Below are 25,344 nucleotides of genomic sequence, written 5' to 3'. Positions count from 1 at the left end.
TAAGGCTATGGAGCATATGCTGAAACCTCCTATAGCCTCCCATTCTACTAAATATCGGTTATGCCTTCGCATAATGATCCATTATTCCTTAATGTCGCATATGTATCTTAACTTATTCACCCCGTTAGAAGTCTCTTTCCGAAGGAGATAAACTATCCTGAAGCAACAACATTATCAACAGGAACTTCTAACGGGGTCAACCTGCAGATTTTGTGGGTATCCTGTAGAAAAGGATATTTATGAGATATTAGAGGAATGAAATATAATGTTGTGGAAACGGCTATGTGAATTGGCAATATCTAACTAAAATACTCTTTTTTGCTCCACACTTTTTTTACTCCACATCCGGGACAAGCCGCTCTTTATCAACTCTATTCTCAGCTTCTTTCTGAATTCAACCTCATCCACCTTAAACTTGAATGCCTTTTTGCCGTTTATAAAAACAAGAGGTATATCTCTCTCGTATTTTCTGAGAAGTTCTTCACTATCAGCGATATCCACCTCTTTGTAAGAGAACGGCACCTCTAAGCCAACTTTGTTTATAAGCTCTTTGACCTTATTACAGAGGCAGCAGTCTTTTTTTGAATATATCTCAACTCTGACCATAATTTAAGAAGAACGGTTGGAAACAAAAGATAAAACCGTATTTTTTAAAAACAGCATTATGAAAACAGACTGTTTATATGCCTGGTGAGTATAGCAAAAGAATTAAAATAAATCAAGATGCCTGTGATAATCAAAAAACTGCCGGTTACTATTGAAACAACCCGCATGTGTTTTTTAAGCCTATTGAAGTGTTTGAGAAATGTAGTGATGCCAAGAGAGGTAAGAAAAAATGGTATGGCAAGCCCGAGGGAGTAAATAATAAGAAGGAGCACCCCCTGCATTAGGGTATCAGATGAAGCCGCCATCATAAGGATAGCTGCAAGTATCGGCCCTATGCATGGAGTCCAGCCTGCTGCGAAGCCGACGCCGATTAGAAATGAGCCTAAAAGACCTGCCGGCTTTTCCCTAAAAAAGTGCAGTCTTTTATCCTGCTGCAGTATCCTGAAATTTATTATGCCTACAATATGGATGCCAAGCAGTACAATTACTATGCCTCCCACCTTTCTGATTACATCCTGATAGGTGCGCAAGATCTCACCAGCAAAGGTTGCAGATGCCCCAAGGCTTACAAAGACTGCGGAAAAGCCCAATATAAACATGAGCGAATTTATAAGTATGACTTTCTTTAGTTCTTTACCGCCGTTACTATCTGTCAATTCTTCAAAGGATATACCTGTAACAAACGAGATATAGGACGGCACAAGCGGCAGGACGCATGGGGACACAAATGAAAGAAGGCCGAATAAAAATACTATGGGTATTGAAACATCTTGCGTCACCTTTTTAATATCTCCTCTATCAATCGAAACGACTCCGCGGAATCCCACTCCCTTGCCCCCTCTGCCTTGCCAACCACCATGCCTTGCCTGTCAATCAGGTATGTGGTGGGAAGTCCGACTGTCCTGTAAGAATCGCTTGTTACTGAACCATCGGTATCCAGGAGAACAAGGAATGTGTAACCTTTCTTTTTAATAAATTTACTGACCTTTTTCTCACCCTCTTCAGAATTTACCGCCACAACAATAAGCCCTTTGTCCTTAAATCTTTTATGAATGGTCTCCATAGAAGGCATTTCTATTGTGCAGGGCGGGCACCATGTAGCCCAGAAGTTTAAGAATACTGCCTTGCCTTTAAATCCCTTTAAGGAAACCTTTTTGCCGTCAAGTGTATTAAGCACAAAATCAGGGGCCTCTACCGGCTTTTTCTTCCCGACCCTGACCACTCCTGCATCTGCCCAGTAATCCTGCCCGGCAGCATTTATATTTAACGGATATGTCAAAAATGAAACGCAAAAAAATAAGAAAAAGATACTTGGATAAAATCTTAATGACATCAATACTCTGCCTTCTTCTGCTTATACTTATCAGCCGCTCTTGGCCCGTTTGTTAAAAGTTCAACAATTGTTCTTATGCTATCCTGTTTACTCCAGTCCCTTGGCCCCCATACTTTTTCTGCTATAATACCATTTTGGTCTATTATAAAAGTCTCCGGAACACCCGTAGTCTTATAAATCTCTTTTATCTTACCATTTCTATCATGTAGTATGGGAAATGTAACCTCATATTTCTTTGCAAAGGACTCTACTATATCAGGGGCCCCTTTATCAATGCTTACAGCCAAGATTTCAAAATTCGGATACTGCTTTTTAAGCGCCACGTACATCACCTGCATAGACGGCATCTCTTCTTCGCACGGTTTGCACCATGTTGCCCAGAAGTTCACAAAAACCACCTTGCCCTTGTAGTCAGAAAGTTTGACCATTTTGCCGCCGAGTGAACCTATCTGGGGCAGGGTAAAATCAGGGGCAGTCTTCCCTTCCAAAACAGGCTCAAACTTATGCCTCTGCCCTGTTATTATTAATAATACCACAGATACAATTATCGCTACAACAACGGCAATTGCCGTCTTGCTGGATAAACCCTTGTTCTCAGTTGATGGAGTGTTCATAGAAAGAAACCTCTTTTATTGCGATGCATAAGCATGCAGACCGGGCAAGACAAAACTTACGCCCCAATAAAGGAATATGGTTGATAAAAACCCAAAGACGGCAACATAGGCAGCCTTTTTCCCTCTCCAACCCCTTGTAATACGCGCATGGAGGTAGGCTGCGTAGACAAACCATGTAATAAGGCTCCATGTCTCTTTGGGATCCCAACTCCAGTAAGTCCCCCATGCCTTATTTGCCCAAACAGCGCCGAGTATAAGCGCTCCGAGCGTAAAAAATATAAAACCCCACGCTATTGACTTGTAGCTGAGTTCATCCAGGATTGCAGACGCTGGGAACCTGTCTATCAAAAAATGAGATGACTTCCTTTCCTCAAACCTTGCCTTTATTAAATACATTAAGGCCATGCCAAATGCCAGACCAAAACCGGCGTATCCTATAAATGCCGCGAACACATGCAGTTCAAACCAGATGCTCTGAAGCGCCGGATTGAGCGGTTGGATATCCTGAAAACGATATGGCAGCTGAGATGTGGCAATCATTGCTATAAATGCAATAGACATTACAAATGCGCCCACGACCTTTATCCTGTATTTAAACTCCATGACAAGATAGGCGATGGATGTTATCCATACAAAAAAGGCCATTGATTCGTAGAGATTTGAAAATGGGGCATGACCGGATTCCTTAGTCCTGAATATCAGCATCATTGAGATTGCAAATGTGGAGATAATTGCCAGAACAGTTGCGGCCTGGCCAAGCCATTCTTTCCTGAATATCCAGTAACCGAAATATAAAATCATTGTGGCCAGATAAAAATAGTATGCCATGTCAAAAAATAAAAGACTCATTATAACTTTCATTGCTTTATCCCTCCGGAACTGCCGGATTTAATCTCGTCAACTATTTCCGACAACTCCCTCTCAAAAACAAACTTATTTTTATTTATCATCCCGCCGATGTGCACCTCTGTTTCCAGACTGCCTTTTCTTATATTGACCCATATCCTTTGATGGAAGATAAAAAAGGCCATAAAAAAGCCGACTACCATCAATGCAGACCCAATCCACACAACATTTGTCCCCGGATCTTTATTGATGGACAGACCTGTATATAATATACCCTTATAGCCACTAAATACAAGCTCATAATCAGAATCAGGCATGGCTGCGAAGAGGTCGGCATAATTGTAGAACAGCCACGGTCTGGATACAAGTTTGCCCATTTTATACACTTCTATATTTATCGCCGGGTTATTATGCTCTGCTGACTTTGGAAATACTGTCCTGGTTGCAGGGTCAAATGCAAAATCAGACACAAAACCAACAACCTTGATTCTATAATCAGTGCCAGGAATATCATACGGGGTATTCCAGAGGGCGGTAAAAGGCGGGGTTATTGTCTTATGTGTCTTACTGTTCTTTAAATAAAATTCAGCCTGCTTCACCCTGTCGTATGCCGTCCCGTAACTGCTCTGATAGAAGGTCATGCCCTTATAAGAGAGCGGCGCATTAACCCATATCTGCCTTCCTTTAATAACCTCCCTGCCGCTGTCACTAAGCGTCAGGACGCTGTTATACTGTTTTATCTGTCCCGATTCATAATAGTCTATCCAGAATTTATCAAGACGCAGTTGGATATCGGACGCTTTTTTCTGCCTATCTATCTTTGGAAGCGGAATACCGTGCCATGAACGGTCTATGCCTAATCTTAATTCTGTTACAGGTACGGTTATAACCTCTCCTTCATAAAATGCCCCAAAATCTTTGAAGCCGGTTATACTCCCTATTATAACACCACAGAGTATCAGGAGAAGGCTCACATGAACAACATCAGAACCGAACCTCCCTGTCCTTCCCTTCCATGCGTATATAGACATACCCTCTGCCCCCCGATTGGATCTTGCCTCTTTTACATTATACCTTCTTTTTCTGAGGATATTCAGTATCCTTTCCCTTACAAAGGCGGGTTCGTCCTGAAGAATCAACGTATGCTTATTCAGCAGATTTTTAATGAACCTTGCGTCAACATCTGCCTTGCTTTCTAAAGTGGTCTTCCATTTTGGAGGAAATCTGTCAATGGTGCATACAATTATATTCAAAATGAGGAGCAATAGGAGGGTTGAAAACCACCAGGCATGATACATGTCTTCCAGACCAATGCGCAGGATTAAAGGCGCCCATTTGCCATATTCCCCGCTATAAAATTCTGTTGGCTGGTTTTGCTGTATAACTGTGCCTACCACAGAAAATGCAGCAAGGGAAAAGAGCACAAACAGCGTAAGCCTCAAAGAGCCAAAAAAACCCCATATCCTGCTGCCAATAGTCTGCACTACTCTTTTATCGGATATTGTCACTGCCGCCCCTTAAGTTGAATCTTGCAGCATGTCACTTGGCGGCCCCTTTATACTGCTCAAGAAAACCTGCAGCCGACCTTCCAACATCAGTATTAGGGTCAAGGCGGTAGGCCTTTTCCCATGCAGACCTTGCATCAGCAATATTTCCCCTGATAGCAAGTATAAAACCCTTTGTCAGCCATAGCCTCTGATAGGCAGGATTCTTTTTTATTCCTTCTTCCACATATTTAAGCCCATCATCTGACTTGCCTATGTAGTGATAAGAAAGCCCCATATCATTGTATGCATCAATATCCTGAGGGTCCATGGCAATCGCTTTCTTGTAATATTCTATAGCGTCAATAAATTTGTGCTGGTCAAAATAGATATCTCCAACCTCTGCAAATGCCTTTGCATCGTTGGGTCTTTCCTTTAATACCATCTGAATCTGCGCTGTGTAATCATATTGCCCAAACGGCGGCTGATTGATTGGAGACTGCGCTGCTTCTTGAGCCTTGTCCTGATATGCAGCCGGCGGTGAGGCAATATCCTTTTTAGCTGATTGGCCTTTCATCTTTCCAATCACAACGCCCACAACTAATGAAAGTATAACCAACCCTATAATAATCAGAATCTCTTTTTTGCCCAAGGCTCTTCTCCTTAATGGGAAAATTGGGAAAACTCTTTGTCTATAGTTTTTCTAATAGTGAGTGTGTCTTTGCCTTCTTTATAAAGTTCATATGCCCTGATCGCCTCATCTATGCAGATGTCGCATTCGGCGCCGTGTTTAGTCACATAACAGGTCAGAAGACTTTTGTGATTGTGGTGTTTCTTGCATTCACAGTAGCAGTGAATATGGTCCAATACCTCCGGTATCTCCTTTGCTACAGCGTAGGCTGCCGAAGCCTTGCCGACAAAGAGCGCCGGCGACATGGTCGGCCTGGTTTCTCCGCCTTTGATGGAGGCCAGATCCGTTATCTCCTCCGAATGATTGCCGCCGAAATAAGAAGATACCCAGTAGCCGCCGCCAAGGCCGATAACCGAGAGGGAGATAATTACCGGCGTAAACCATTTTTTGCTGTTATTTTTTTTAATCTTATTCACCATCTTTAAATAATTATATCAAGAATACGGTTAAGTTTCAGTTAAGATTTAATTAGCTTTTTTTAATAATTTGACGGAGGGATTTAAACCGCTTTTTTTGGCAGAGATACCTCGTATGCCTCTTTTGTCATACTTTCCTCTTCCCCGAAAAGGATGCAGGCGGTCGGACATCTCTTTGTAGGCTGGTCGTCCTGAGGGCATTTATTGTAATTTATAACAGCGAGGTTGTCTATCACCTCTATGCCGCCTTCTACTGCGCAATCCTTTACACACAGACCGCACGCGATACATGACACCTTGCATATTTTTCGCGCAACAGCCCCTTTATCTTTGTTCCTGCAATAGTTAAAGAGCTTATGCTCAATCGGATGCATCTCTATAATATCCCTCGGACATGCCCTTGCGCATGCGCCGCACCCGTTGCAGACATCATGGAATACAACAGGCAGGCCGTTCTCATTCATAGTCATTGCGTCAAACTGGCAGACGCGGACGCAATCGCCGTATCCGATGCAGCTATAAATGCAAGTTTTTTCACCGCCTGTCAGATTGGCGGCAACGCATGTTCTCTCACCTTTATAGACCGCATTCCTTACCGCTTCTCTATTGCCACCCCTGCACAGCACAACAGCCGCAATACTGTTGGCCTGAGCAGATCCCACACCGAGATATTCTGCAATATTATCAGCTACAGCCTGACCGCCTGCAACACAACCTGTTACAGAGGCTGTCCCCTGTACCAGCGCCTCTGCAAACACCCTGCACCCTGCCCTGCCGCAGCCGCCGCAATTTGTATTGGGAAGGATATTTAAAAGAGCCTCAATCCTCGGGTCTTCCTCAACCTTGAGTTTTTTATCCGCATAGGCAAGAAAAAGCGATAAGGCCGCAGCAATGCCGCCCATACTTACCATTGATATGATTACTATGTTGCCAGTCATGTCGCTTTGCTCCATTGGAAAATGCAAAGTGCAAATTTCAAATTGAAAATCTGGAAATGCCTCCGTAATTTTGCATTCTGCAATTTGCATTTTGCAATTTGCATTTTAACTTACCCTCTTATCAGCCCTGCAAATCCCATAAATGCCAGCGCCAGCATGCCGGCAATAATCAATGTTATTGAGACGCCCTGAAATACCTCCGGCACATCCGCAAATTCCAATTCTTCCCTGATGCCCGACATCATAAGTATGGCAAGGGTAAAACCTGCCCCTGTGCCGAACCCAAAGATTATGCTCTCCAGATAATTATATTTTCTCAAAACCATGAAAAGCGCAAGACCCAGGACAGCGCAGTTTGTTGTAATCAAAGGGAGGAATATGCCCAATGCCCTGTAAAGCGCCGGGCTGCTCTTTCTTATATACATCTCAACTAATTGCACAAGCGCGGCTATGGTTATGATGAAAGAGATATACTCGAGAAATGGCACATTAAACCTGACTATCAGATAAGTATAGATGGGCCATGTTATCGCGGCGGTCAGTGTCATAACAAAGGTAGTAGCAAGCCCCATATTGAGCGCATTCTCTGTTTTGTTGGACACACCGAGAAACGGACAGATGCCGAGGAAGTAGGTCAGCACAAAATTATTAATCAGCGATGCTGATATGAATATAAGTATTAGTTTCATGTCGCTTTGCTCCATTGCAAAATGAAAATTGAAAAGTGCAAATTGTAAATTTTAAAGTCTCCTTTAACTTTGCATTTTTCAATCTTCAATCTGCAATTTTCCTTAATGGCAGATTGTTTCAGCCTTTCTTTTTGACAGATAATTTACCAGCGCCACCAAAAATCCGAACACAATGAATGCGCCGCCCGGGAGTATCATGACTATCCACGGCTCAAACCAATCACCCAGAAGTTTTATATTCAGTATGCTGCCAAATCCAAGCAGTTCTCTTATTGTCCCCATTACAGCAAGGCTCATTGTGAATCCCATGCCGATACCGAATGCATCCATTATAGAGGGGAATACCGGATTCTTTTGCGCAAATGTCTCTGCCCTTCCCAAAATAATGCAGTTTACCACAATGAGCGGCACATACGGCCCAAGCGCCTTGGATATTGGCGGAAACATGGCCGCAAGAAACATATCTGCGACCGTAACATACATGGCTATGATGACAACATAGGCCGCAATCCTTACCTGGGCAGGCACAATCTTTCTGATAGCAGACACAGTTATATTTGAGCAGAGTAAGACAAACAATGTAGCCAGCCCCATTGCAACCCCATTGATAACAGAATTCGTAACAGCAAGAGTAGGACAAGTTCCAAGCACAAGCCTGAACGGCGGTATCTCCTGCCAGAACCCTTTTTTTAATTCATACCAGAGATTGTAATTGTTGTCTGCCATTATTTCACCGTCTCTTCCTGCGGAAATGCCTTCAACACCCTTGACACTGCGTTGTTTATATTTTTTACGACCGCATCCGATGAAATTGTGGCGCCGGTTATTGCTGTTATCTGATTAGGTTTTTCAGGCTTGCGGTATTTAATATATTCTATCTTCGGCTTAATCTCAAGACCTTTAAACTGGTCTACAAATGCAGGTTCTTTTATTCTGTTCCCAAGTCCAGGGGTCTCGTTCTGTTCAAGAACCTTTATGCCTCTAAGCTTTAGATAATCCGTGTTCAGCCCCACCATAATTCGTATGTTCCCCTGAAATCCGCCTCCGTCTGCAATGAATGCCAGTCCTACTGGTTTGCCATCTGCATCAACACCTTTGTATATAGTAATCTTTTCTTTATCAATCTCTTTTTCCATAATCTTGTAATCCTTTGCCCCCGGTAATACAATAAATATTGCCTCCTTGAGTTCTTTCTCCCTGTTTGCCTGAATAAGCGGGTCAGCAACATGAAAAACCCCTGCAAGTATGCCGCCTGATATGGCACCAATAACCGTTAAGACGAGAAACATTTTTACAACAAGATTATTCAATCTGCTCCCATTTTTCTGTAACTCAAGCCTCGTAAGACCTTCAGTCTCTTACGGGGCTTTTGCGGGAGCAGGTTTGTAACCTGCTCCTGAATATTTCACATCTCTCAAAATCACGAACTTATGGGTTCAGGTTGCAAACCTGAACCCGCCTCAGCCTTGAGACCATCAAACCTAAAGGTTTGAGTTACACCTTACTTCCCTCTCCGAAAAATCGCGGCCTTGTATGTTTATTTAATAACGGCACAAAGGCATTCATCAAAAGTATGGAATACATCACTCCCTCAGGAAGGCCGCCGAATAAACGGATGATAATAGCGAGGAACCCCCCGCATATCACAAATATCCATTGTCCAAGCGGCGTTACCGGCGATGTCACCATATCTGTCACCATAAACCATGCGCCGAGCATTGCCCCGCCTGCAAGGATATGGAAGAGCGGATCAGGATACTTTGAAGGGTTTATAAGCCAGAATATCCCGCCTAAAAATGCCATTGAGCCAAGATAGCCCAGAGGCATCTTCCAGTTTATATAACCCCTGTATCGGAGATAAAGCCCGCCCATAAGTATTGCAAGCGCAGATGTCTCTCCAATAGAACCAGGTGTATTGCCGAAGAAAAGGTCAAGATGCGATGTCCACTTACCTTCAAATTTCATAAGCGCCAGCGGTGTTGCCGCAGACACGGCATCCACACCTGCCTTTGCAGCCTTAGAAAGCGGCTCGCTCCATGTGGTTATCATTACAGGATATGTTGCCTGTAAAAATACCCTTCCGAGGAGCGCGGGATTAAATATATTGTAGCCTATTCCGCCGAAAAGCTGTTTACCGACGCCTACGGCAAATATTGAACCCAGAACAGCCCCATAATAAGGAAAACTCGGCGGCAGGGTCAAAGCCATGAGAATGCCTGTGATAGCCGCGCTGCCGTCTCTAATTGTTACAGGCTTTTTTCTTATCTTCTGGCAGGCATACTCTGTAATAAGGCATGACACGGCAGATACGATTATAAGCATGAGCGCCCTAAAGCCAAAGAAATATACGCTTGCAGCCACAGCAGGTAAGAGCGCTAAAATGACAGCATGCATAATCTTTGGGATATCCTCATCCCTCAGAAAATGGGGAGAAGAGGATACAATAAGTCGCTCTATTTGTTTTTCCTGAGCCAATTTTTCTTGCGGTTTATCTGCTGTTTTCTCTTCCATAGCTTTTAAATTATTACGCTCCATCGAAAAATGCAAATTGCAAATTGTAAATTGCAAAATTTTTAAAATTCTATCTTGTAAATTTGCATTTTACATTTTGCATTTTTCAATTTGTACTTACACCTTCTCCCTCTCCCTTATCTTAACCTTTCCTACCCGTATCCAGTGCAGGAGCGGCCTTTTAGAGGGGCATGTATAAGAGCAGCAGCCGCATTCTATGCAGACCATGCCGCCCCATGCCTTGAATTCATCCAGTCTGTAAAGCCGCCCTAAATCGCCTAACTTATACGGCATGAGGTTTACAGGACAAACTTCAACACAGCTTGCGCATCTTATGCACGGATCGTATTTAAACGGCTTTATCTCTTTACCCGTTAGGACTGTTATGCCTGATGTGCCTTTTATTACAGGCGCTTCAAGGGTTGTCTGGGCAATCCCCATCATCGGGCCGCCGTTTAAAACCTCTTTTTCGCCTTCCCCTGTTATCCCGCCGCACTGGTTTAAAACATCTTCAAAGCTTGTCCCTATCCGGACAAGGAGGTTCTTCGGCTCTCTTACACCGTTTCCGCTTACAGTTATAACCCTTTCAATCAAAGGCTTCTTGTATTTGACTGCCTCATAAACAGCAAACGCTGTCCCGACATTGTTTACCACACAGCCCACATCCATGGGGAGCTTGCCGACAGGCACCTTCCTGTCTATAACGGCCTTTACAAGCATCTTTTCAGCGCCCTGCGGATACTTTGTTTTCAATGCAACAACCTTTATATTGCTGCCTCTGGTTACTCTCTCAAGGGCATCTATTGCATCAGATTTATTTTCCTCTATGCCTATAAAGCCGTTCTCAACCCCTACTGCCTTCATCATGGCCTTCATACCCCACAAGACCTTTTCAGGCTCTTCAAGCATCAGCCTATGATCGGATGTCAGATACGGCTCGCACTCACATCCATTGAGGATGAAGCTATCTATCCTTTTTCCCTTTGGCGGGCTTAATTTCACATGCGTAGGGAATGCAGCCCCGCCCATGCCTACAATCCCGGCCTCTCTTATAATATTCCTTAGATCTTCCTTTGCGAGCGATTCAAGCTCAATGTCTGTGTCCCCGCTCCCCCAATCCTTTACTGTCCCGTCTCCTTCTATTATGACAGACAAGACCTTGCCGCCGCCGGGATATGGGAGTCTTTCTATTTCCTTAACCTTTCCTGAGATTGAAGAATGGACAGGGGCGGTAACAAAGGTGGTTGTCTCGCCTATCTTCTGCCCCTCTGCTACCGTATCTCCCTTTTTAACAAGCGGCTTGCAAGGGGCGCCAATGTGCTGTTGAAGAGGGATGACAACCTTAGATGGAAGGGATGCCTTCTCTATCTTTTTGCTTTGAGTTAACTCTTTATTATAAGAAGGATGTATGCCGTGATTAAATGTCTTTAAACTCATAAAATATTCTGACTTCCAATAAATAAAATAATGTAAGATGGTATCAACCTTGATATATTTGTCAAGTCTTTTTGTATTTTTTGTATCATACATAAATTTACCACACTGTCAAGCCACCAGAAAATCATTGACTTTGTCTCCTCTGAGGTTTTAAAATACGACCAAGATAATTTCACAAGGAAGTTATGGATTTTATACCTTTTCTCATATCCTGGAATATAACAAAAAGATGCAACCTGAGGTGCAGGCACTGCTACCTTGACGCATCAGAGTTGGAACATGGGAACGACGAGCTATCTACTAATGACGCAAAAAGGGTCATAGACGAGGTAACTGCTGTCAACCCGCAGGCAATGCTCATCTTTACAGGCGGCGAGCCTCTGCTCAGGGATGACTGCTTTGATCTTTTTTCCTATGCAGCGAAAAAAGGGTTGATGGTTGTGCTTGGAACAAATGGAACGCTCATTGATGCTCAGACTGTAGAAAAAATGATAGAAAGCGGTGTCAAGGGCGTTGGGATAAGCCTTGATTCAATAGGCCCATCATATCACGACAGGTTCAGGGGAGTGGAAGGGGCTTGGGAAAAGACCATTGCTGGAATGGGTATCTTAAAAAAATACAACCTTGATTTTCAGATTCAGGTGACTGTAACAAAGGACAATTATTCAGAAATACCGGATATAATAGAATTTGCGTATAAAAAAGGGGCCAGGGCAGCAAACATATTCTTTCTTGTCTGCACAGGCAGGGGACAGGAAATGACAGACATAACACCCAAACAATATGAGGAAACCCTGACATATCTTGTAAAGGCAGAAAAAGATTATGAAGGGAGAATGATGGTAAGGGCAAGGTGCGCGCCGCATTTTCTGAGGATCGCTCATAAGCTTAATCCTGAAAGCCAGCTTTTAAAAGGCGCAACAAGCGGCTGCATTGCAGGCACAGGATATTTCAGGATTACCCCTAAAGGCGATGTAACGGCATGCCCGTATATGCCGACAAAAGTGGGAAATCTTATGGAGGCAAGCCTGTCTCAGATATGGACAACATCGCCGGTATTTCAGTCTCTCAGAAATCCAAATTATGAGGGGAGATGCAGGGAATGTGATTATAAAGAGGCCTGCGGCGGATGCAGGGCAAGGGCGCTTGCAGCGACTTCCAGTATTATGGGAGAAGACCCGTGGTGCGAATATGAACCGGAGGGTCAAAGAGTCAAAGAGTCAAAGAGTCAAAGAGTCAGAGGGGCAGAAGAAATACTCTGGACAAAAGAAGCGCAGGAAAGGCTCTCAAAAGTGCCTACCTTTCTCATGGGCATGGTTAAAAAGGGCGTGGAAAGATACGCAAGGGAAAAATGTTTAAAAGAAATTACCCCTGAGATTATGGCTGAACTTAGAAAAAGGGCTGGAAAATAATTTATAACCAGAGCGGTGGTTTTGAAGTAGCTCTCAAATAGCCAAACAGGAGGTCCCGCCTCGCCACAACCCCTACGAGTTTTCCACCCTTCACTACAGGAACCCTTATAAGGCGCTCCTTCTGGAGGAGGGTTCCAATCTCCCCTGCATTTGTATCCTCAGTAACGGTAACAGGTTTTTTCCCCATAATATCCAGGGCTGTTATCTTACTCAAGTCTTTTCCTTCTATAAGCGCTGAGAGCAGGTCTTCTTCTCCAACAACTCCCAAAAGCCTGTCTTCCGCATCAACAATGGGAACACTCCCAAAATGCCATTTTGTCATAGCCTCTGCCATCTCTTCCCATGCGGCTTCAGGGGTAAATGTTTTTACATCTATCTCCATAAGCTGCGCGGCAGTCAACCTTTTAAAATCTTCACCGCCTAATATAAATTCGGAACGTTTCATATATGTAACACCTCCTGCCTCTCTATATATTTTATCATTTCTTTTTAGCTAAGCTTAATGACAGCTATCAGTCAATTTGGGCAGCTACTTTCTTGGTTTCCTGATAAGTAAAAGCTCGCCGCCAAAAACTAACAATCCTACAATAACAGGAATAATATATACGGTATTGGATGTTACGGGTTTCATCTGTATCCAGTACCATGTTGACAGGACATGCTTTGAGCCTGTTTCCCCGTTGCTGCCATCCCATGCGGCAAATGCCAGAGGTATGAATTTACCCTCTACAAACTGTATGTCCTTGTCTTTCTCTTCAGTTGTAAGCGGCCTCTTCATAACAACCCGCCATGTGCCGTTACTGTAGGCGCTGCTTGCCTTCAAACCTGCCTTTGCAGCGTCTCTCTGTTCTATCTTCTGGAAGCCGTTGGCATTGATAAGTTTCACGCTCTCGGGTGAGTCTTTTTTCCCGCCTTTCCACTGCCAGATATTGACGGGCTTTGCGCTGTCACCCATGCCGAAATACGGCTTTTCCATCTCTTCAGGTATTGTTACGGAAAATTGCAGAGCCACGCTGTCCTCAAACACATCGCTGCCTTCTGCAAGCTCTTTTGCCTTTTCATCCCCAGGTATGCTCTTTGTCCTGTCATCCCATTCAAGCAGTATTGAAATCTCCTTATCATTAAAAAATGCCCTGGAAGTAATGCCATCTATCGTGGGCGTAAAAAACCTCTCCTTTGCAATTATCTGGGGGATGAGATAGAAACTTGTGGGTTGTGCTTCCTTCCATCTCGGATCATCAGGCTTGTCAGGTAATTCCCCTTCAAGCCTTATGGCCTTCAGGACAGTATCCGCGTCATTCGGCTTTTTTGTATCATCACCGATGGAGTTTACATAGTTTGCAACATTCCATCTCTCTTCGTCAGAAAGTGTCTTTTTGCTGGCTGGATCTGCAAATGACGGCATCTGCGTTCCAGGGATACCAACGGATATGCGGGTATATATTTCTTTGGGATCGTTATTAATCCTGAATGTCCATGGTTTTGTAAGATTTCTCGGCCATTCCCTGAAGCCGAGGTCGTCCTTTAATTTCTTTGTGCCACTGCCCTTCCCTTCCTCTCCGTGGCACTCTACGCACAACTTTTGGAAGATTTCTTTGCCCTTTCCAATGCTTTCCTTTGATGTCTTTACCTGATTCTTATAATCAATTGACGGTTTTTTAGGTTTCTCCAGATGGCCGAGTGAATCAGTAATATACGCAACCAAGTCCCACCTCTCCTGCTCCTTAAGCTTATCGTCCCAGTTTGGCATGGCTGTGCCTGACAGACCACCCCATGAAGAAGCGTGATTCGTGCCTCCGCTTATCACCCTGAAGATGTCTTCATCGGCGGGAAAAAGCTCATCAAACGGTGTTGACTTAAATTTAAACCAGCCTGCCGTAAAATCCCTTGGCGGGGGACTTAAAAAATTGGCAGCAGGCCCGTCGCCTGCGCCGTTCTCACCGTGGCACCACCAGCATTTTTTGTCGTATATTACCTTCCCGTTTTCTTTATTGCCCTGGGCCGCAATAGCCGGGATTGAAACCAATATAATGCTTAAGGCAACTAAAATTAGGAGTTTTTTCTTCATAGGTTTTTGACCATCCTTTTCATAATATTGATATTAGAGGAATCCTAACCCCTTAACTTCTTAATACCTCTTTTATTTTTCCCATGACCTCGGCACATACCCTGTGTAGTTGTATAGGAAGAGTATAACCTTCCACACCTCATCCTCTGTCAGGAAATTCTGCCAGATAGGCATGGCAGATATCCATGGAGCCCCTTCTTTGGGCAAACCAGGTCCCCCCGTTGTGATCCTCCAGAATAGAAACGATTCCTGCAGCTGAGCGATGGTTCCCACATCCGTGAAATTAGCCGGAATGGGATTAAGGCCATGCGCATAATGCCCTCTGCCGTTCAGCTTATCGCCGTGGCAGTAGAAACAATTTTTAAAAAATACTTCTCCCCCCTCTTTGACAAGCTGCGCAAATTTCTGAGGGTCTTCCTTTTCTATCTTTCTATAAGGGTTTTCCAACGTCATCAGATTAAATGTCTTGCCAAATACCTTAATTGTAGACGGCGGCGCAGGGTGGATGGACCGCAGTTCCACAGGCGCCTCGTAGGTGGGCCTTAACTGCGCATAGGTTATCCCTGCTCCAAGCAGCGGGACAATAAGAAACACGATATTCCTCAATATCCTTTTACTAGGGTCTTCTATGAGAGCCTTTATCGGTCCCACAAGCCCATTCATACCCTCTTCCGTGGATGTAATCCACAAGAGGCTCATAACCGTAACAAAAAACATGTACATCTGCACAAGACTTGTTGGGATTGGTTGTTTCACTATAATCCCGAATAGTTTAAATACGCTGTATGCAACAGATAGGATAATTACAAACAGCAATAATCTTGGTATCTTCATCCAGTTGGACCTCCTCAAGATTTATCATATCCCGCTAAACATAATAACAAGGCCTAACGGGGATTATCTCTAATAATATCTCTTATTTGGAATTTGATAGAAAATTAACCATCATATTAAACTCCTGCGCAAGGATTTTAGCCCCGAAATCCTGGGGCATGACACCCGGAGGAAAACCAGGCGCTACAAATGTACCTGGTTCTAAAATAGACTCTGCTATATATCCAGCGGCATCCTTTGCCTTACCCTTGTAATCTTTATCCTTAATCCGTGTCTTTGCTACTGCGCCTATGTGCATAAGATCAGGACATATTGGACCCTGCTGGCCAGCTACCTTGTGGCAGACGCCGCAACCGTACTTTGCTACAAACTCTTCCGGGGTCTTTGCCGGCGCAGCAGGCGGGGCAGCCGCTTCTGTACTGGCAGGAGCCGGAGCCCCTGTCGGTATCTTAACAGTAACAGGGACACCCGCATTTGTCTGGAAATAGGCAATAACAGCATCCACTTTCGCGTCTGTTAAACCAATGGCGCCGCTGGTAGTAACAGGCATTGGGCTCACGGTGTCATTGGTACCCTTGACACCATAACCCGGAACAACAAAGGCAGAGGGTTCATTCTCAGACTCCCGTATATATTCCTCGCCATTCTTTGCCTTACCCTTATATCTTGGGTCTTTTACCCTTTCCTCAGCCCTGGCTCCAATAGGCGGGCCGTCCTTACCTGCCTGAATCATGAGGGGCGCCCTCCCTCCCACAGGGTTATGGCACAATGTGCATATATCGTTGAATACCTTCTCTCCAAGTCCTACAAACTGCTCCATAGTCATGGAACCTAAATCAAGCTTTTCCTCTACAGGGGGCGGCGCTGGCCTAACCTGCGGAATAACTATGTTTGCAAAAAACGCATAGACGCATGTTACTCCTAAGCTGAAAATCACTATCTTTAAAAAGGTCTTCATCTCATACCCCCTCTAAAATCGCTGCCGTAACTGATATTGTTTCAAAGATTTTAGCTGCGGCAGCATGGTTTCTTGGTTTAATGGTTAGCTGCCTTAAAGCTCTTTTTCGCGCCAAACTGGGCAAGCCAGAATATGAATATTATAATGGCCATGAATATAATAACACCCGTGGATATTACCCGCGCCCCATATCCAATGGTCGGGGTAAAGGCGTCAGGAGAAGCATCCCTGAATACGCCGTTCACATGCCAGTGCTGTCGTATGCCAGACCGTATAAAACCCATAAGACCCATGAGCCATGTAAATGTTACTGCGAGAACGAACAAGGCATACTGACTCCTGTCAGGCATCTTGCCCCATTCAAGCGGCGCTGCTTCCTTAGCGCCTTTGAACATGAATATATCTATAATTGTAACTGATATAAGCACCGTAAGGGTGGATGAAACCTGCAGGACCGAAGACGCGACCTTATATACAGTATTGGTAAAGTAGCCGAAATAGACGCCGCATATGACTACATTGATTACGGCGGCCGTAAATATTGCCATCTGTATGGTGTTACCCAGAGGAGCCCATGAAACTGTGGCAATCTTACTGCAGCGCTTGTAGAGCGTGAAACTCAGGAAGGTAAATATCAGCATTATGTTGACAGCCGTATTCTTGGCAGGCATAATTCCCAGTGGACCAAGATATTTATGATATGGTCCGCCGAGGGCCTTTAATTCCCCTGGTTTCAGAACCAATGTATGAGGCGTAAACCATACAAGGAAACACATAACTATGACAAAGGCAATATATTTGGTGTATTTGATGTACCTCTCCGCGCCCTTGGTTCTTTCCATCCCGCACCACAGATAATAATTGGCAGAAAGAAAGAGTCCGCCGATAAGAATTGCCTGCATGATAAACCACCATGCAAATGAGCCGCCCATAAGGGTTATGCCCATTTGCTGGCTAGTTGCGTATATCTCTGCCACAAGCCAGTAACCTGCAAAGGGGAGCGGGAGCAGGCCTGCTATGGCTATGAAGTTTGCCGTATAGCCCATCCAGTCATAGTGGGCCTTTTCTTCTTTTGTCTGCACGCTTAAAAATTTATAGGCCGCGTATGCGCCGACGACCCCGCCGCCGAATGCGACATTTGCCACAAATCTATGGAGGTTTAACGGATTCCACAGATGGTTATGTATGGCAGCCCATACATTCCCCTCAAATACGCCGGTGGCGCTTACACCATGCGGCGCCATCATAAATGAAGCCCACGCGCTGGTAAGGAGCATCATCGTTGTACCTACCACATTCAACATCCATCCTATGGTCAGATGCATCCACTTGCTGAATCCTGTCTCCATTGCATGCCAGCCATAATAATAGATGTAGAGACATAGACTCTCTGCAAAGAAAAGAAAGGCATAGGCAAGCATGGTTGAACTGAAGACACCTGACATGTATTTTATGAAATCAGGATAAAATATTATTAATGTAAATAAGAGAAGACCGCCTAATACGGCAGTTACGGAATACGCTGTGAGGCTTACCTTAATAAATTCATAGGCCATCTTGTCATACCGCTCGTCCTTTGTGGCCATACCAATGGCCTCTATAATAAAGACGAAGATGGGAACGGCAAGGACAAACGCAGCGAACCAGAGATGCAACTGCGCTGTAAGCCATGCCATAACCCTGCCGTTTATATACTTGTTCTGAGGATAATCGCTTGCTTTAAGTTTTGGCGCCGGCTGGTATTCTTCTTTTTTGGCTTCCGGCTTTGCCTCTGCATCTGCGGGTTTTTCAGCCTGGACAGCCTGTTCAGAGGCATGTGCCGTATTAGTTCCAATCAGAAAAAATTTTGCTGGTTTTAAAAGCGGGAGGGCAAATAGAAAAGCAAAAAAGAACAGGGCTGCTATAAACCCCCTTTTAAAGAGGCCTTTACTGATAACAACTGAAAATAATTTCATCGTCTCTGCTCCTTTAAGTTATTTTTTAGTAAGACAGGCATACCACCCCTGATAGCTATCTAAACAAAAGCCTCTAAGGTTTATATATTGGCGACAATCCCTGGAGCTTTAAGAGCGCTGCATCAAGCCCTATAAAATATACCGCGACTATTGCCAGGGCAATGATAAAACTGATAACTGTTTTCATGGCCTTTCTCCTTTGCTATTTTCAAGGCTAAAGCCTTGAGTTACTCCATGCTGCAACTCAAACCTTTAGGTTTGAGATTTTTTTACTGCGCCTTGGTAAGAATCCAATAAAAGAATATCAATGTGGTTATTAATACTATTATAAATACGGCCGGGCCTGCCTTACCTGACTTTTTTTCCTGCATCTTAACCTCACCTCAAATTTAATTTGACAAACTTATCTTTTAATACTATACTGTCTTCCATGTTTAAAAACTGGAAAACAACACCTGCTGATTATCTTATATTCATTGGACTTGTTGTCAATGTGGTTGTAATAACCTTTCTGCTTATCTATTACTTCACCAGATAAAAAACATTTTCAAATAAGTTGGTCTTCTATAACAGTTTAAAATATCCTTGTCAAGCTTTTTTTTACTTATTTTTTATTGAGTAAGAATTAATTTTTGAGCAGGGGTTATACTTATGGCGCCAGGAGAGTTTACAGCCTGGCAAATATTTTCACATATGCCACACCCTACACACTTTTCAGCCCTTAAAACAGGTCTATAGTCATCATCAAGGTATAAAGCCTCGTCCTTCAAGGGGCACTGTCTATAGCATTGCTGACAGGCTGAGAACTTCTCCTCAGCATAATCAAGACACCTTTTCTTATTAATAACTGCCACCCCCATCTTTACATCTCTCATATTATTAACAGGTTTCAATGCGCCGCCCTTACAAGCCGTTATACATGAAAAGTCTGAACATAATCTACAGGCTGAAACCCTTGCCACTATTACAGGGGTGCCTAACCCGGTATCTGAGTCAGCATATCCTATGCACTGATAAGGGCATACCTTTATACATTCATCACACCTTGTGCAAAGGGAAATAAACTCACTTTCCGCCACTGCGCCAGGCGGACGCAGATAAACAATCTTTTTATGCTTTTTATCTGATTTCTTATCTTCCTTATGCAACAATTCTGTTGCATAGCTTGCAACAGTTACAAAGGTCTCTTTAAAGAATTGCCTCCTGTCAGATAATCTTTCTTTTTCCATTAAAATCCACCCCGAACAAATTATGACATTACATTAACTACATTACTATTTACAAATTTATCACACTTATCCACAATCTCCTGAAATATCTCTCCTGCCGGCGAATCCGGGCAGGCAATTATATAAGGCTCGCCGCTGTCAGCCTTCACAGCTATCATTGGGTCTATAGGTATCCTGCCTAAAAAGGGAACCCCCATTTCTACTGCCGCCCTTTCACCGCCGCCTATCTTGAATACCTCTACATCCTTGCCACAATGCGGACATGTGAGACCGGCCATATTTTCTATGATTCCAATTATAGGAAGATTGTTTATTTTGGAAAAGGTAATAGACCTCCTTGAGTCTAAAAGCGCCACATCCTGCGGCGTGGTAACTATCACAACCCCGCCCACCTTGTTAACGAGTTCTATCGTAGTTATAGATTCGTTGCCGGTTCCAGGAGGCAGATCAACAATCAGGTAGTCAAGTTCACCCCAGTTAAATGACCCAAATAACTGCTGGAGGAAATCGTATTTCCAAACATCCCTCCAGACAATTGGTTCATCTGTCCCCTCCATGAGAAAGGCTATAGAGGCAATCTTTAAGTTAAATGCCTCATAAGGCTGTATGCCGGCATCCGTTATCCTGAGCCTCTTACCTTCAGCCCCAAACATCTTAGGGATATTTGGACCATGTATATCAGCGTCGGCAATACCAACCTTATATCCCTTCTTTGCAAGGGATGCCGCAAGATTTGCAGAGACTGTGCTCTTTCCCACGCCGCCTTTATTGCTCATGACAAGCACCTTATGCTTAACCTTGGCCATCCTGTCCGCAATAATAGTTTTATCGTGGGCTTCCTTATCTTCCTTGCAAGCCTCCTGATTATCGCATAAACTGCATGAATAAAGACGTATACAAGCCATTTTATCTATCTACCTCCAGCCCTTTGCCCATATGTTACCATTGTTGTCCGGGTTTATAAATTAGCTTCCCTTTCATCTTCCTCTACATTAAATTTATAAAGCTCTGCGCACCTTTCACACAGGCCTTCTTCTACCGTCCACTTTGGGAAATCCGCCTTTATGGCATTTTGCAGTTTCTTTGCCTTTTCATCCTGAAGCTGAACATCCTCTGCCCACTTATAGGTAGGAAATTTACATAATGGACAGGGCCTGCCTGACCAGTAGGTTTGCTTCTCCTTTTCCAATTCTGCATCAGTGGCATCCCCACCCAATAACGGCACCGCCTGCATCATGTCGGCCGCCATATCCAGTATCTCTTTATGGGTAATCTTCTCCTTATTCCAGAAGTTGTCAAACATAACGACCTTCTGCTCATTTGGAAGCTTCCTGTATATGCCGCTAAACCATGCAAACCTCTTCTCCTTGGTCTCCATGGTTTCTTTGCCTTCCTTTATAAGGCGGCTGTCAATATATATATCCCACAATATCTTGTATCTATCCCTTAAAAAGTTTTCCTCTGTAGTATTAAGGCCGGCAGGAACCTTTATATCATAGCCATAATCGTCATCAAACATATCCTTAACATGCATAAGTTCGTGTCTTATGGACTTTCTCAGTTCATTTTTGTCGTCAAATATCTCAGGCCTCATCTTAAATTTTATTTTTCTTAAATTGCCAGGCTCGTCAGGGTCCTTTTTCATTAAATTGGCCTCTTCCCTCATAAGGTCCATATTAATGTATATATCGCTTATCTTCTCGTTTAAAAAAGGGAATTCATCAAAGACCTCTTTTATCACCTTCTCGTAGCCGAGGTTGTTTAAAAAAAACTTTTCGTATAGTTTGTCAAACTCCTCTTCCCTGTCTATAACATCGTCAATATCGTATATGGGGTCAACCTCTTTATGGTATTCCTCCATAAGGCTTAAATCACCCGCCCGCTCCTTTTTGTCTACCTCCTGGCGCACTACCGCCTCTGTTAATTTAGTGTCGTATAATATAGTTATAGCCATATTTTCTCACCCCTTATTATTAGTTTGTTCCTCTTTTGGCCGCGGCACATACTTGAATTTCTGCACTGTTGCATTAGTTCTGTCCAGGACATAGATATATCCCTCTTTGTCGGTTACAACAAAGACCGGGGCATTGAATTCGCCTTCGCCGGCGCCTGTTAAGCCAAAGCCGTCTATAAAATTACCGTCTTTGTCAAATTTATGGACCCGATGGTTGCCGGAATCCGCCACATACAGGTGTCCTGAGGCGTCGATTGCTATGCCTAACGGCAATTTAAGATTTGTATCACCTGTCCCCTTTCTACCCCATTTCCCGATAAACTTTCCCTCTTTGTCGAATTTCTGGATACGATTATTGCCCATGTCAGAGACGTATACAGTCTGCGAATCATCTACCTCAATATCAGATGGATAATGCAACATGCCGTCAAGGCTCCCGTTAATCCCCCATGCTAAAAGCAGTGTGCCTTCTTTGTCGTATTTCTTGATTCTATGATTGCCGGAATCCACAACAAATAAATTCCCATTCTTGTCAACCACTGCATTTAACGGGTCGTAGAGCTCCACACTGGGATCTCCACCCCGGCTAAAAGTGGTTTCATTGCCGTCACTGTATGACATCTCACCGGGCTTCTTTTCTTCCACAGGTTTTACGACATTGCCCCATTGCTTAATAAAGTTTCCTTTGGCGCTGAATTTCTGTATCCGGTTATTTCCGGAATCCACTACATATACATCCCCTGATGATGCGTCTGTTGCTACACCCCTTGGGTAATAAAACTTTCCATCGGTCTTGCCTCTGCCTTCGCCCAATTGTCTGATAAAATTAAAATCCTTATCAAATACCTGGACCCTGTGATTATCTGTGTCAACAATATAAAAACTGTTGTCCTGGCCTTGTGCAATTGCAGATGGCGCAGTAAACTCCAGCGCACCGGTGCCCGGCTGGCCCCATTTTTTGATAAATTCGTATGAGGTTAAAAGTATAGTAACAACAGCCGCAGTTGAGACATTCCACTCCCCATCCCTGCACCACACATAGATGGTCTTCATCCCGTCTTTTGGGTCTAATGTATATCCAATCGTTGTTGAGTAAAAGGTGGCTAATGGGTAACTCTGGGGTATGACAACCCATTTTGAGTTTGTTGTCGGCGGGGTCTTATCCTCTGAAACAAAATATCCTGCAATCCCAAAACCCCTTTCCTCTTTGGCAGAGATAAGAAGCATAATATCCATTGAGGTAGTCCATTTGGCGCCACCTTCAACCTCTATTGTTATCTTGGGTTTTTTTGCCTCCTCCTCTGCTGCCGCCGCTGCTGCCTTGGGATCTTCCTGTACAACCACAGGTTCTTCTGGTTTCCAGTATTCCTTATGCCTTTTTTCTCTTATTGACATATCTTTGTTACCTCCTGTTATCTGATTGTTTATTCAATTGATAATTTAGGCCTTAATATAGACGAAGTCAAGTCTCCTAAGACACTGTTGTTTCTTTTTGACCCTCTGCCTCTGCAGCCTGGGCAGAAATCCCTTCGCCTTTAGACCTTGCAATATATAATAACCCGTCAGACATGGAGTAGGTAAAGGGGAAGGGGGAGAGCTTTTCATATGTCTTATCCATTATCTGGTTATATGTCTCTTCTGCCTCTTTAGGCGTCATACCCTTGTCAACTTCATAACGGTAGCCGAGGCTTAGGTCATGCCCCTTCGGCTCCATAATCTTGGTAATGCCGTAAGATGGCGGCAAATCCATGATTGGAGACGACTTTTCAAGCTCAAAGAGCGACGGCTGGCAGGAAAACCCTAAAGAATTTACAAGGGTCTCGTTGTTTAAAATGTAATCCACTGATTCAATGGCCTCATCCCTGGTCTCGGTTGGAAAGCCTGTAATAAGATAAACATGTATTGCCATCTCCTTTTTAAGGCAGTCTTTAATAATCCTGTCAACGGTCTCCCTCTGTATCCCCTTTTTCATCATGTCAAGCACCCTTTGATTGGACGACTCCAGGCCGAATACAAATTTAAGACACCCTGCCTTTGACGCCTTTTCTATAAGCCCTGCGTCTAGTTTATTCTCAAATCTCATGCCGGTTATCCATTTTATGTCAATCTTATCCTCTATAATCCTGGTTGAAAATTTCTTAAGGGTAGGAAGCGGCATTGCCTCGTCGGTTATGAAAAAATATTTTGTATTGTATTTCTGCGACAGCTTTTTAATATCCTCCACAACCGTATCAACCTTTCTTGTCCTGAATACCATCTGGTCAACATGGAGGTTGCAGAATGCGCACTTTTTATAATAACACCCCCGCGAGGTCTGCACCGGGAGAACCAATTTCGGCGTAAAATAAAGCGATAAGGGAAAACCGTCGTAATCAGGCGTGGGGAGATAGTCTACATCCTCCACTATCAATGGCTCGTTCATTGCCGTCCTTCCATTATGTCTGTAAACAAGATTCGGGACCTTGGTAAAATCCCTTTTATCTTCAAGCTCGCGTATCAGCGTAAGGAGGGCATGCTCACCCTCATAGACTATAAAACTATCTATAAACGAGAAGAGGGCATCTTGTTTGAATATATTATCTATGAGTCTTGTAAAGACGCCGCCGCCGATTGTTATGTGGATATCCTTTTTTGCCTCTTTTATAAGCCTTGCCATTGTAAAGGCTGGTATTATCTGCGATGTGGATGTAACGGATATGCCTACAAGTCCCGGGGCGTCCGCAAGGATTGATTTTAGAAAGTGCTTTCTGAATATGTCAAGGAAGATGTTTTCCTTTTCATTATTTATTGCCTCAAAGACATCCTTTGATGAGTAGACAGAGTAGTTGGTCAGGTTATTGCCGACAAGCGTTAATTCCGAAGGGTAATACGCATGAGATATCAGGTTAAGCCATTTGCCGATATTACCGAGGCTTTCCATATATTGGTTAGAATCATAAAAACCCTCGCCTCGTAAGACAGCCTTTGCTTCATCCAGTTTCCTGGCAAAAACAGGTATCTCTTCGAGTGCGTTTATAAGGCTACTGTAATCTTCTTTTTCTCCTGTGGCTGTAGGGGTCCTCTTAGAAAGCCTGTTAGCTATCCTTTCTAAAAAATACTCATGATTGTCCTTGTTAAGGAGAACCTCTAAAAACTCTATGTTAATATCTCTCTGTGTAACATCAACCCCTTCCCTTCTTAAAAATCCGGTCAGCGCCGGAAGGCTTAAATAGGGCTGGGATGGATGCCATGAGGGGGGAAATAAAAGGGTTGTTTTCATTTTTGTCCTTTATCCTTTTTCGGGTCAGTGTGGTATAAACAAAAATGCCCTGAGGGACTTTATAGGCAAAATATTAAGCCCCTCAGGACATAATGCTTTGAAAAATGCTT

At 43.8% G+C, this 25,344-nt stretch carries 25 protein-coding genes; 1 reads left to right on the top strand and 24 read right to left on the bottom strand.

Features of this window, described 5'->3' with window-relative positions; genetic code table 11:
* Positions 1 to 303: 303 nt before the first annotated feature.
* From Q8P28_08365 to rsxC, 14 genes are all read right to left on the bottom strand, one after another.
* Positions 304 to 606, bottom strand: a complete 303-nt coding sequence (locus Q8P28_08365) for a glutaredoxin family protein (GenBank protein ID MDP2682800.1) — start codon at positions 604 to 606, stop codon at positions 304 to 306.
* 56 nt (positions 607 to 662) lie between these two features.
* On the bottom strand, positions 663 to 1,385 hold the full coding sequence (locus tag Q8P28_08360) for a cytochrome c biogenesis protein CcdA (protein ID MDP2682799.1): 723 nt from the start codon (positions 1,383 to 1,385) through the stop codon (positions 663 to 665).
* On the bottom strand, positions 1,382 to 1,885 hold the full coding sequence (locus Q8P28_08355) for a redoxin domain-containing protein (GenBank protein ID MDP2682798.1): 504 nt from the start codon (positions 1,883 to 1,885) through the stop codon (positions 1,382 to 1,384). The genes Q8P28_08360 and Q8P28_08355 overlap by 4 nt, the downstream gene beginning before the upstream one ends.
* 53 nt (positions 1,886 to 1,938) lie before the next feature.
* Positions 1,939 to 2,553 (bottom strand): TlpA disulfide reductase family protein, encoded by a 615-nt coding sequence (locus Q8P28_08350; GenBank protein MDP2682797.1) that lies wholly within the window; start codon positions 2,551 to 2,553, stop codon positions 1,939 to 1,941.
* A gap of 15 nt (positions 2,554 to 2,568) precedes the next feature.
* The gene (gene ccsB, locus Q8P28_08345) at positions 2,569 to 3,414 is read right to left on the bottom strand and encodes a c-type cytochrome biogenesis protein CcsB (protein MDP2682796.1); all 846 of its coding nucleotides are present in this window, start codon (positions 3,412 to 3,414) and stop codon (positions 2,569 to 2,571) included.
* A complete protein-coding gene (locus tag Q8P28_08340; protein MDP2682795.1) occupies positions 3,411 to 4,907 on the bottom strand; it encodes a cytochrome c biogenesis protein ResB in 1,497 nt (498 codons plus the stop codon). The genes ccsB and Q8P28_08340 overlap by 4 nt, the downstream gene beginning before the upstream one ends.
* A gap of 31 nt (positions 4,908 to 4,938) precedes the next feature.
* A complete protein-coding gene (locus Q8P28_08335; GenBank protein MDP2682794.1) occupies positions 4,939 to 5,535 on the bottom strand; it encodes a tetratricopeptide repeat protein in 597 nt (198 codons plus the stop codon).
* Positions 5,536 to 5,546: 11 nt separating this feature from the next.
* Complete coding sequence (locus tag Q8P28_08330; protein MDP2682793.1) at positions 5,547 to 5,819, bottom strand: CYCXC family (seleno)protein; 273 nt, start codon at positions 5,817 to 5,819, stop codon at positions 5,547 to 5,549.
* A 254-nt stretch (positions 5,820 to 6,073) separates the two neighbouring features.
* Positions 6,074 to 6,943 carry an RnfABCDGE type electron transport complex subunit B gene (locus Q8P28_08325; GenBank protein ID MDP2682792.1) on the bottom strand — a complete coding sequence of 290 codons (870 nt, stop codon included), beginning with the start codon at positions 6,941 to 6,943 and terminating at the stop codon, positions 6,074 to 6,076.
* A 95-nt stretch (positions 6,944 to 7,038) separates the two neighbouring features.
* Positions 7,039 to 7,632 (bottom strand): electron transport complex subunit RsxA, encoded by a 594-nt coding sequence (rsxA, locus tag Q8P28_08320; GenBank protein ID MDP2682791.1) that lies wholly within the window; start codon positions 7,630 to 7,632, stop codon positions 7,039 to 7,041.
* Positions 7,633 to 7,719: 87 nt separating this feature from the next.
* The gene (locus Q8P28_08315) at positions 7,720 to 8,343 is read right to left on the bottom strand and encodes an electron transport complex subunit E (protein MDP2682790.1); all 624 of its coding nucleotides are present in this window, start codon (positions 8,341 to 8,343) and stop codon (positions 7,720 to 7,722) included.
* Entirely contained in the window at positions 8,343 to 8,906 is a 564-nt protein-coding gene (locus Q8P28_08310; protein ID MDP2682789.1) for an RnfABCDGE type electron transport complex subunit G, read from the bottom strand. The genes Q8P28_08315 and Q8P28_08310 overlap by 1 nt, the downstream gene beginning before the upstream one ends.
* Positions 8,907 to 9,111: 205 nt before the next feature.
* Positions 9,112 to 10,152 (bottom strand): RnfABCDGE type electron transport complex subunit D, encoded by a 1,041-nt coding sequence (locus Q8P28_08305; protein MDP2682788.1) that lies wholly within the window; start codon positions 10,150 to 10,152, stop codon positions 9,112 to 9,114.
* A 93-nt stretch (positions 10,153 to 10,245) separates the two neighbouring features.
* The gene (gene rsxC / locus Q8P28_08300; GenBank protein MDP2682787.1) at positions 10,246 to 11,565 is read right to left on the bottom strand and encodes an electron transport complex subunit RsxC; all 1,320 of its coding nucleotides are present in this window, start codon (positions 11,563 to 11,565) and stop codon (positions 10,246 to 10,248) included.
* Between the two features lie 185 nt (positions 11,566 to 11,750).
* Between rsxC and Q8P28_08295 the strand changes: the two genes are divergently transcribed.
* Positions 11,751 to 12,977 carry a radical SAM protein gene (locus Q8P28_08295; protein MDP2682786.1) on the top strand — a complete coding sequence of 409 codons (1,227 nt, stop codon included), beginning with the start codon at positions 11,751 to 11,753 and terminating at the stop codon, positions 12,975 to 12,977.
* 1 nt (position 12,978) lies between these two features.
* Here Q8P28_08295 and Q8P28_08290 read toward each other — a convergent pair whose 3' ends face one another.
* From Q8P28_08290 to Q8P28_08245, 10 genes are all read right to left on the bottom strand, one after another.
* Entirely contained in the window at positions 12,979 to 13,422 is a 444-nt protein-coding gene (locus Q8P28_08290) for a CBS domain-containing protein (GenBank protein ID MDP2682785.1), read from the bottom strand.
* A gap of 84 nt (positions 13,423 to 13,506) precedes the next feature.
* Complete coding sequence (locus Q8P28_08285) at positions 13,507 to 15,045, bottom strand: ethylbenzene dehydrogenase-related protein (GenBank protein ID MDP2682784.1); 1,539 nt, start codon at positions 15,043 to 15,045, stop codon at positions 13,507 to 13,509.
* A gap of 72 nt (positions 15,046 to 15,117) precedes the next feature.
* Positions 15,118 to 15,879 (bottom strand): cytochrome c, encoded by a 762-nt coding sequence (locus Q8P28_08280; protein ID MDP2682783.1) that lies wholly within the window; start codon positions 15,877 to 15,879, stop codon positions 15,118 to 15,120.
* Positions 15,880 to 15,961: 82 nt separating this feature from the next.
* On the bottom strand, positions 15,962 to 16,837 hold the full coding sequence (locus Q8P28_08275) for a cytochrome C (GenBank protein MDP2682782.1): 876 nt from the start codon (positions 16,835 to 16,837) through the stop codon (positions 15,962 to 15,964).
* 77 nt (positions 16,838 to 16,914) lie between these two features.
* Positions 16,915 to 18,792 (bottom strand): cytochrome ubiquinol oxidase subunit I, encoded by a 1,878-nt coding sequence (locus tag Q8P28_08270; GenBank protein MDP2682781.1) that lies wholly within the window; start codon positions 18,790 to 18,792, stop codon positions 16,915 to 16,917.
* Between the two features lie 611 nt (positions 18,793 to 19,403).
* Positions 19,404 to 20,021, bottom strand: a complete 618-nt coding sequence (locus tag Q8P28_08265; GenBank protein MDP2682780.1) for a 4Fe-4S dicluster domain-containing protein — start codon at positions 20,019 to 20,021, stop codon at positions 19,404 to 19,406.
* A 20-nt stretch (positions 20,022 to 20,041) separates the two neighbouring features.
* Complete coding sequence (locus Q8P28_08260; GenBank protein ID MDP2682779.1) at positions 20,042 to 20,926, bottom strand: Mrp/NBP35 family ATP-binding protein; 885 nt, start codon at positions 20,924 to 20,926, stop codon at positions 20,042 to 20,044.
* A 53-nt stretch (positions 20,927 to 20,979) separates the two neighbouring features.
* The gene (locus Q8P28_08255; protein MDP2682778.1) at positions 20,980 to 21,975 is read right to left on the bottom strand and encodes a hypothetical protein; all 996 of its coding nucleotides are present in this window, start codon (positions 21,973 to 21,975) and stop codon (positions 20,980 to 20,982) included.
* Between the two features lie 6 nt (positions 21,976 to 21,981).
* The gene (locus Q8P28_08250; GenBank protein ID MDP2682777.1) at positions 21,982 to 23,370 is read right to left on the bottom strand and encodes a 6-bladed beta-propeller; all 1,389 of its coding nucleotides are present in this window, start codon (positions 23,368 to 23,370) and stop codon (positions 21,982 to 21,984) included.
* Between the two features lie 76 nt (positions 23,371 to 23,446).
* The gene (locus Q8P28_08245; GenBank protein ID MDP2682776.1) at positions 23,447 to 25,234 is read right to left on the bottom strand and encodes a radical SAM protein; all 1,788 of its coding nucleotides are present in this window, start codon (positions 25,232 to 25,234) and stop codon (positions 23,447 to 23,449) included.
* Positions 25,235 to 25,344 lie beyond the last annotated feature (110 nt).

Source organism: Deltaproteobacteria bacterium, from assembly GCA_030690165.1.
GTDB lineage: Bacteria > Desulfobacterota > GWC2-55-46 > UBA9637 > UBA9637 > JACRNJ01.
This window is presented reverse-complemented; position numbering and strand designations above follow the sequence as displayed.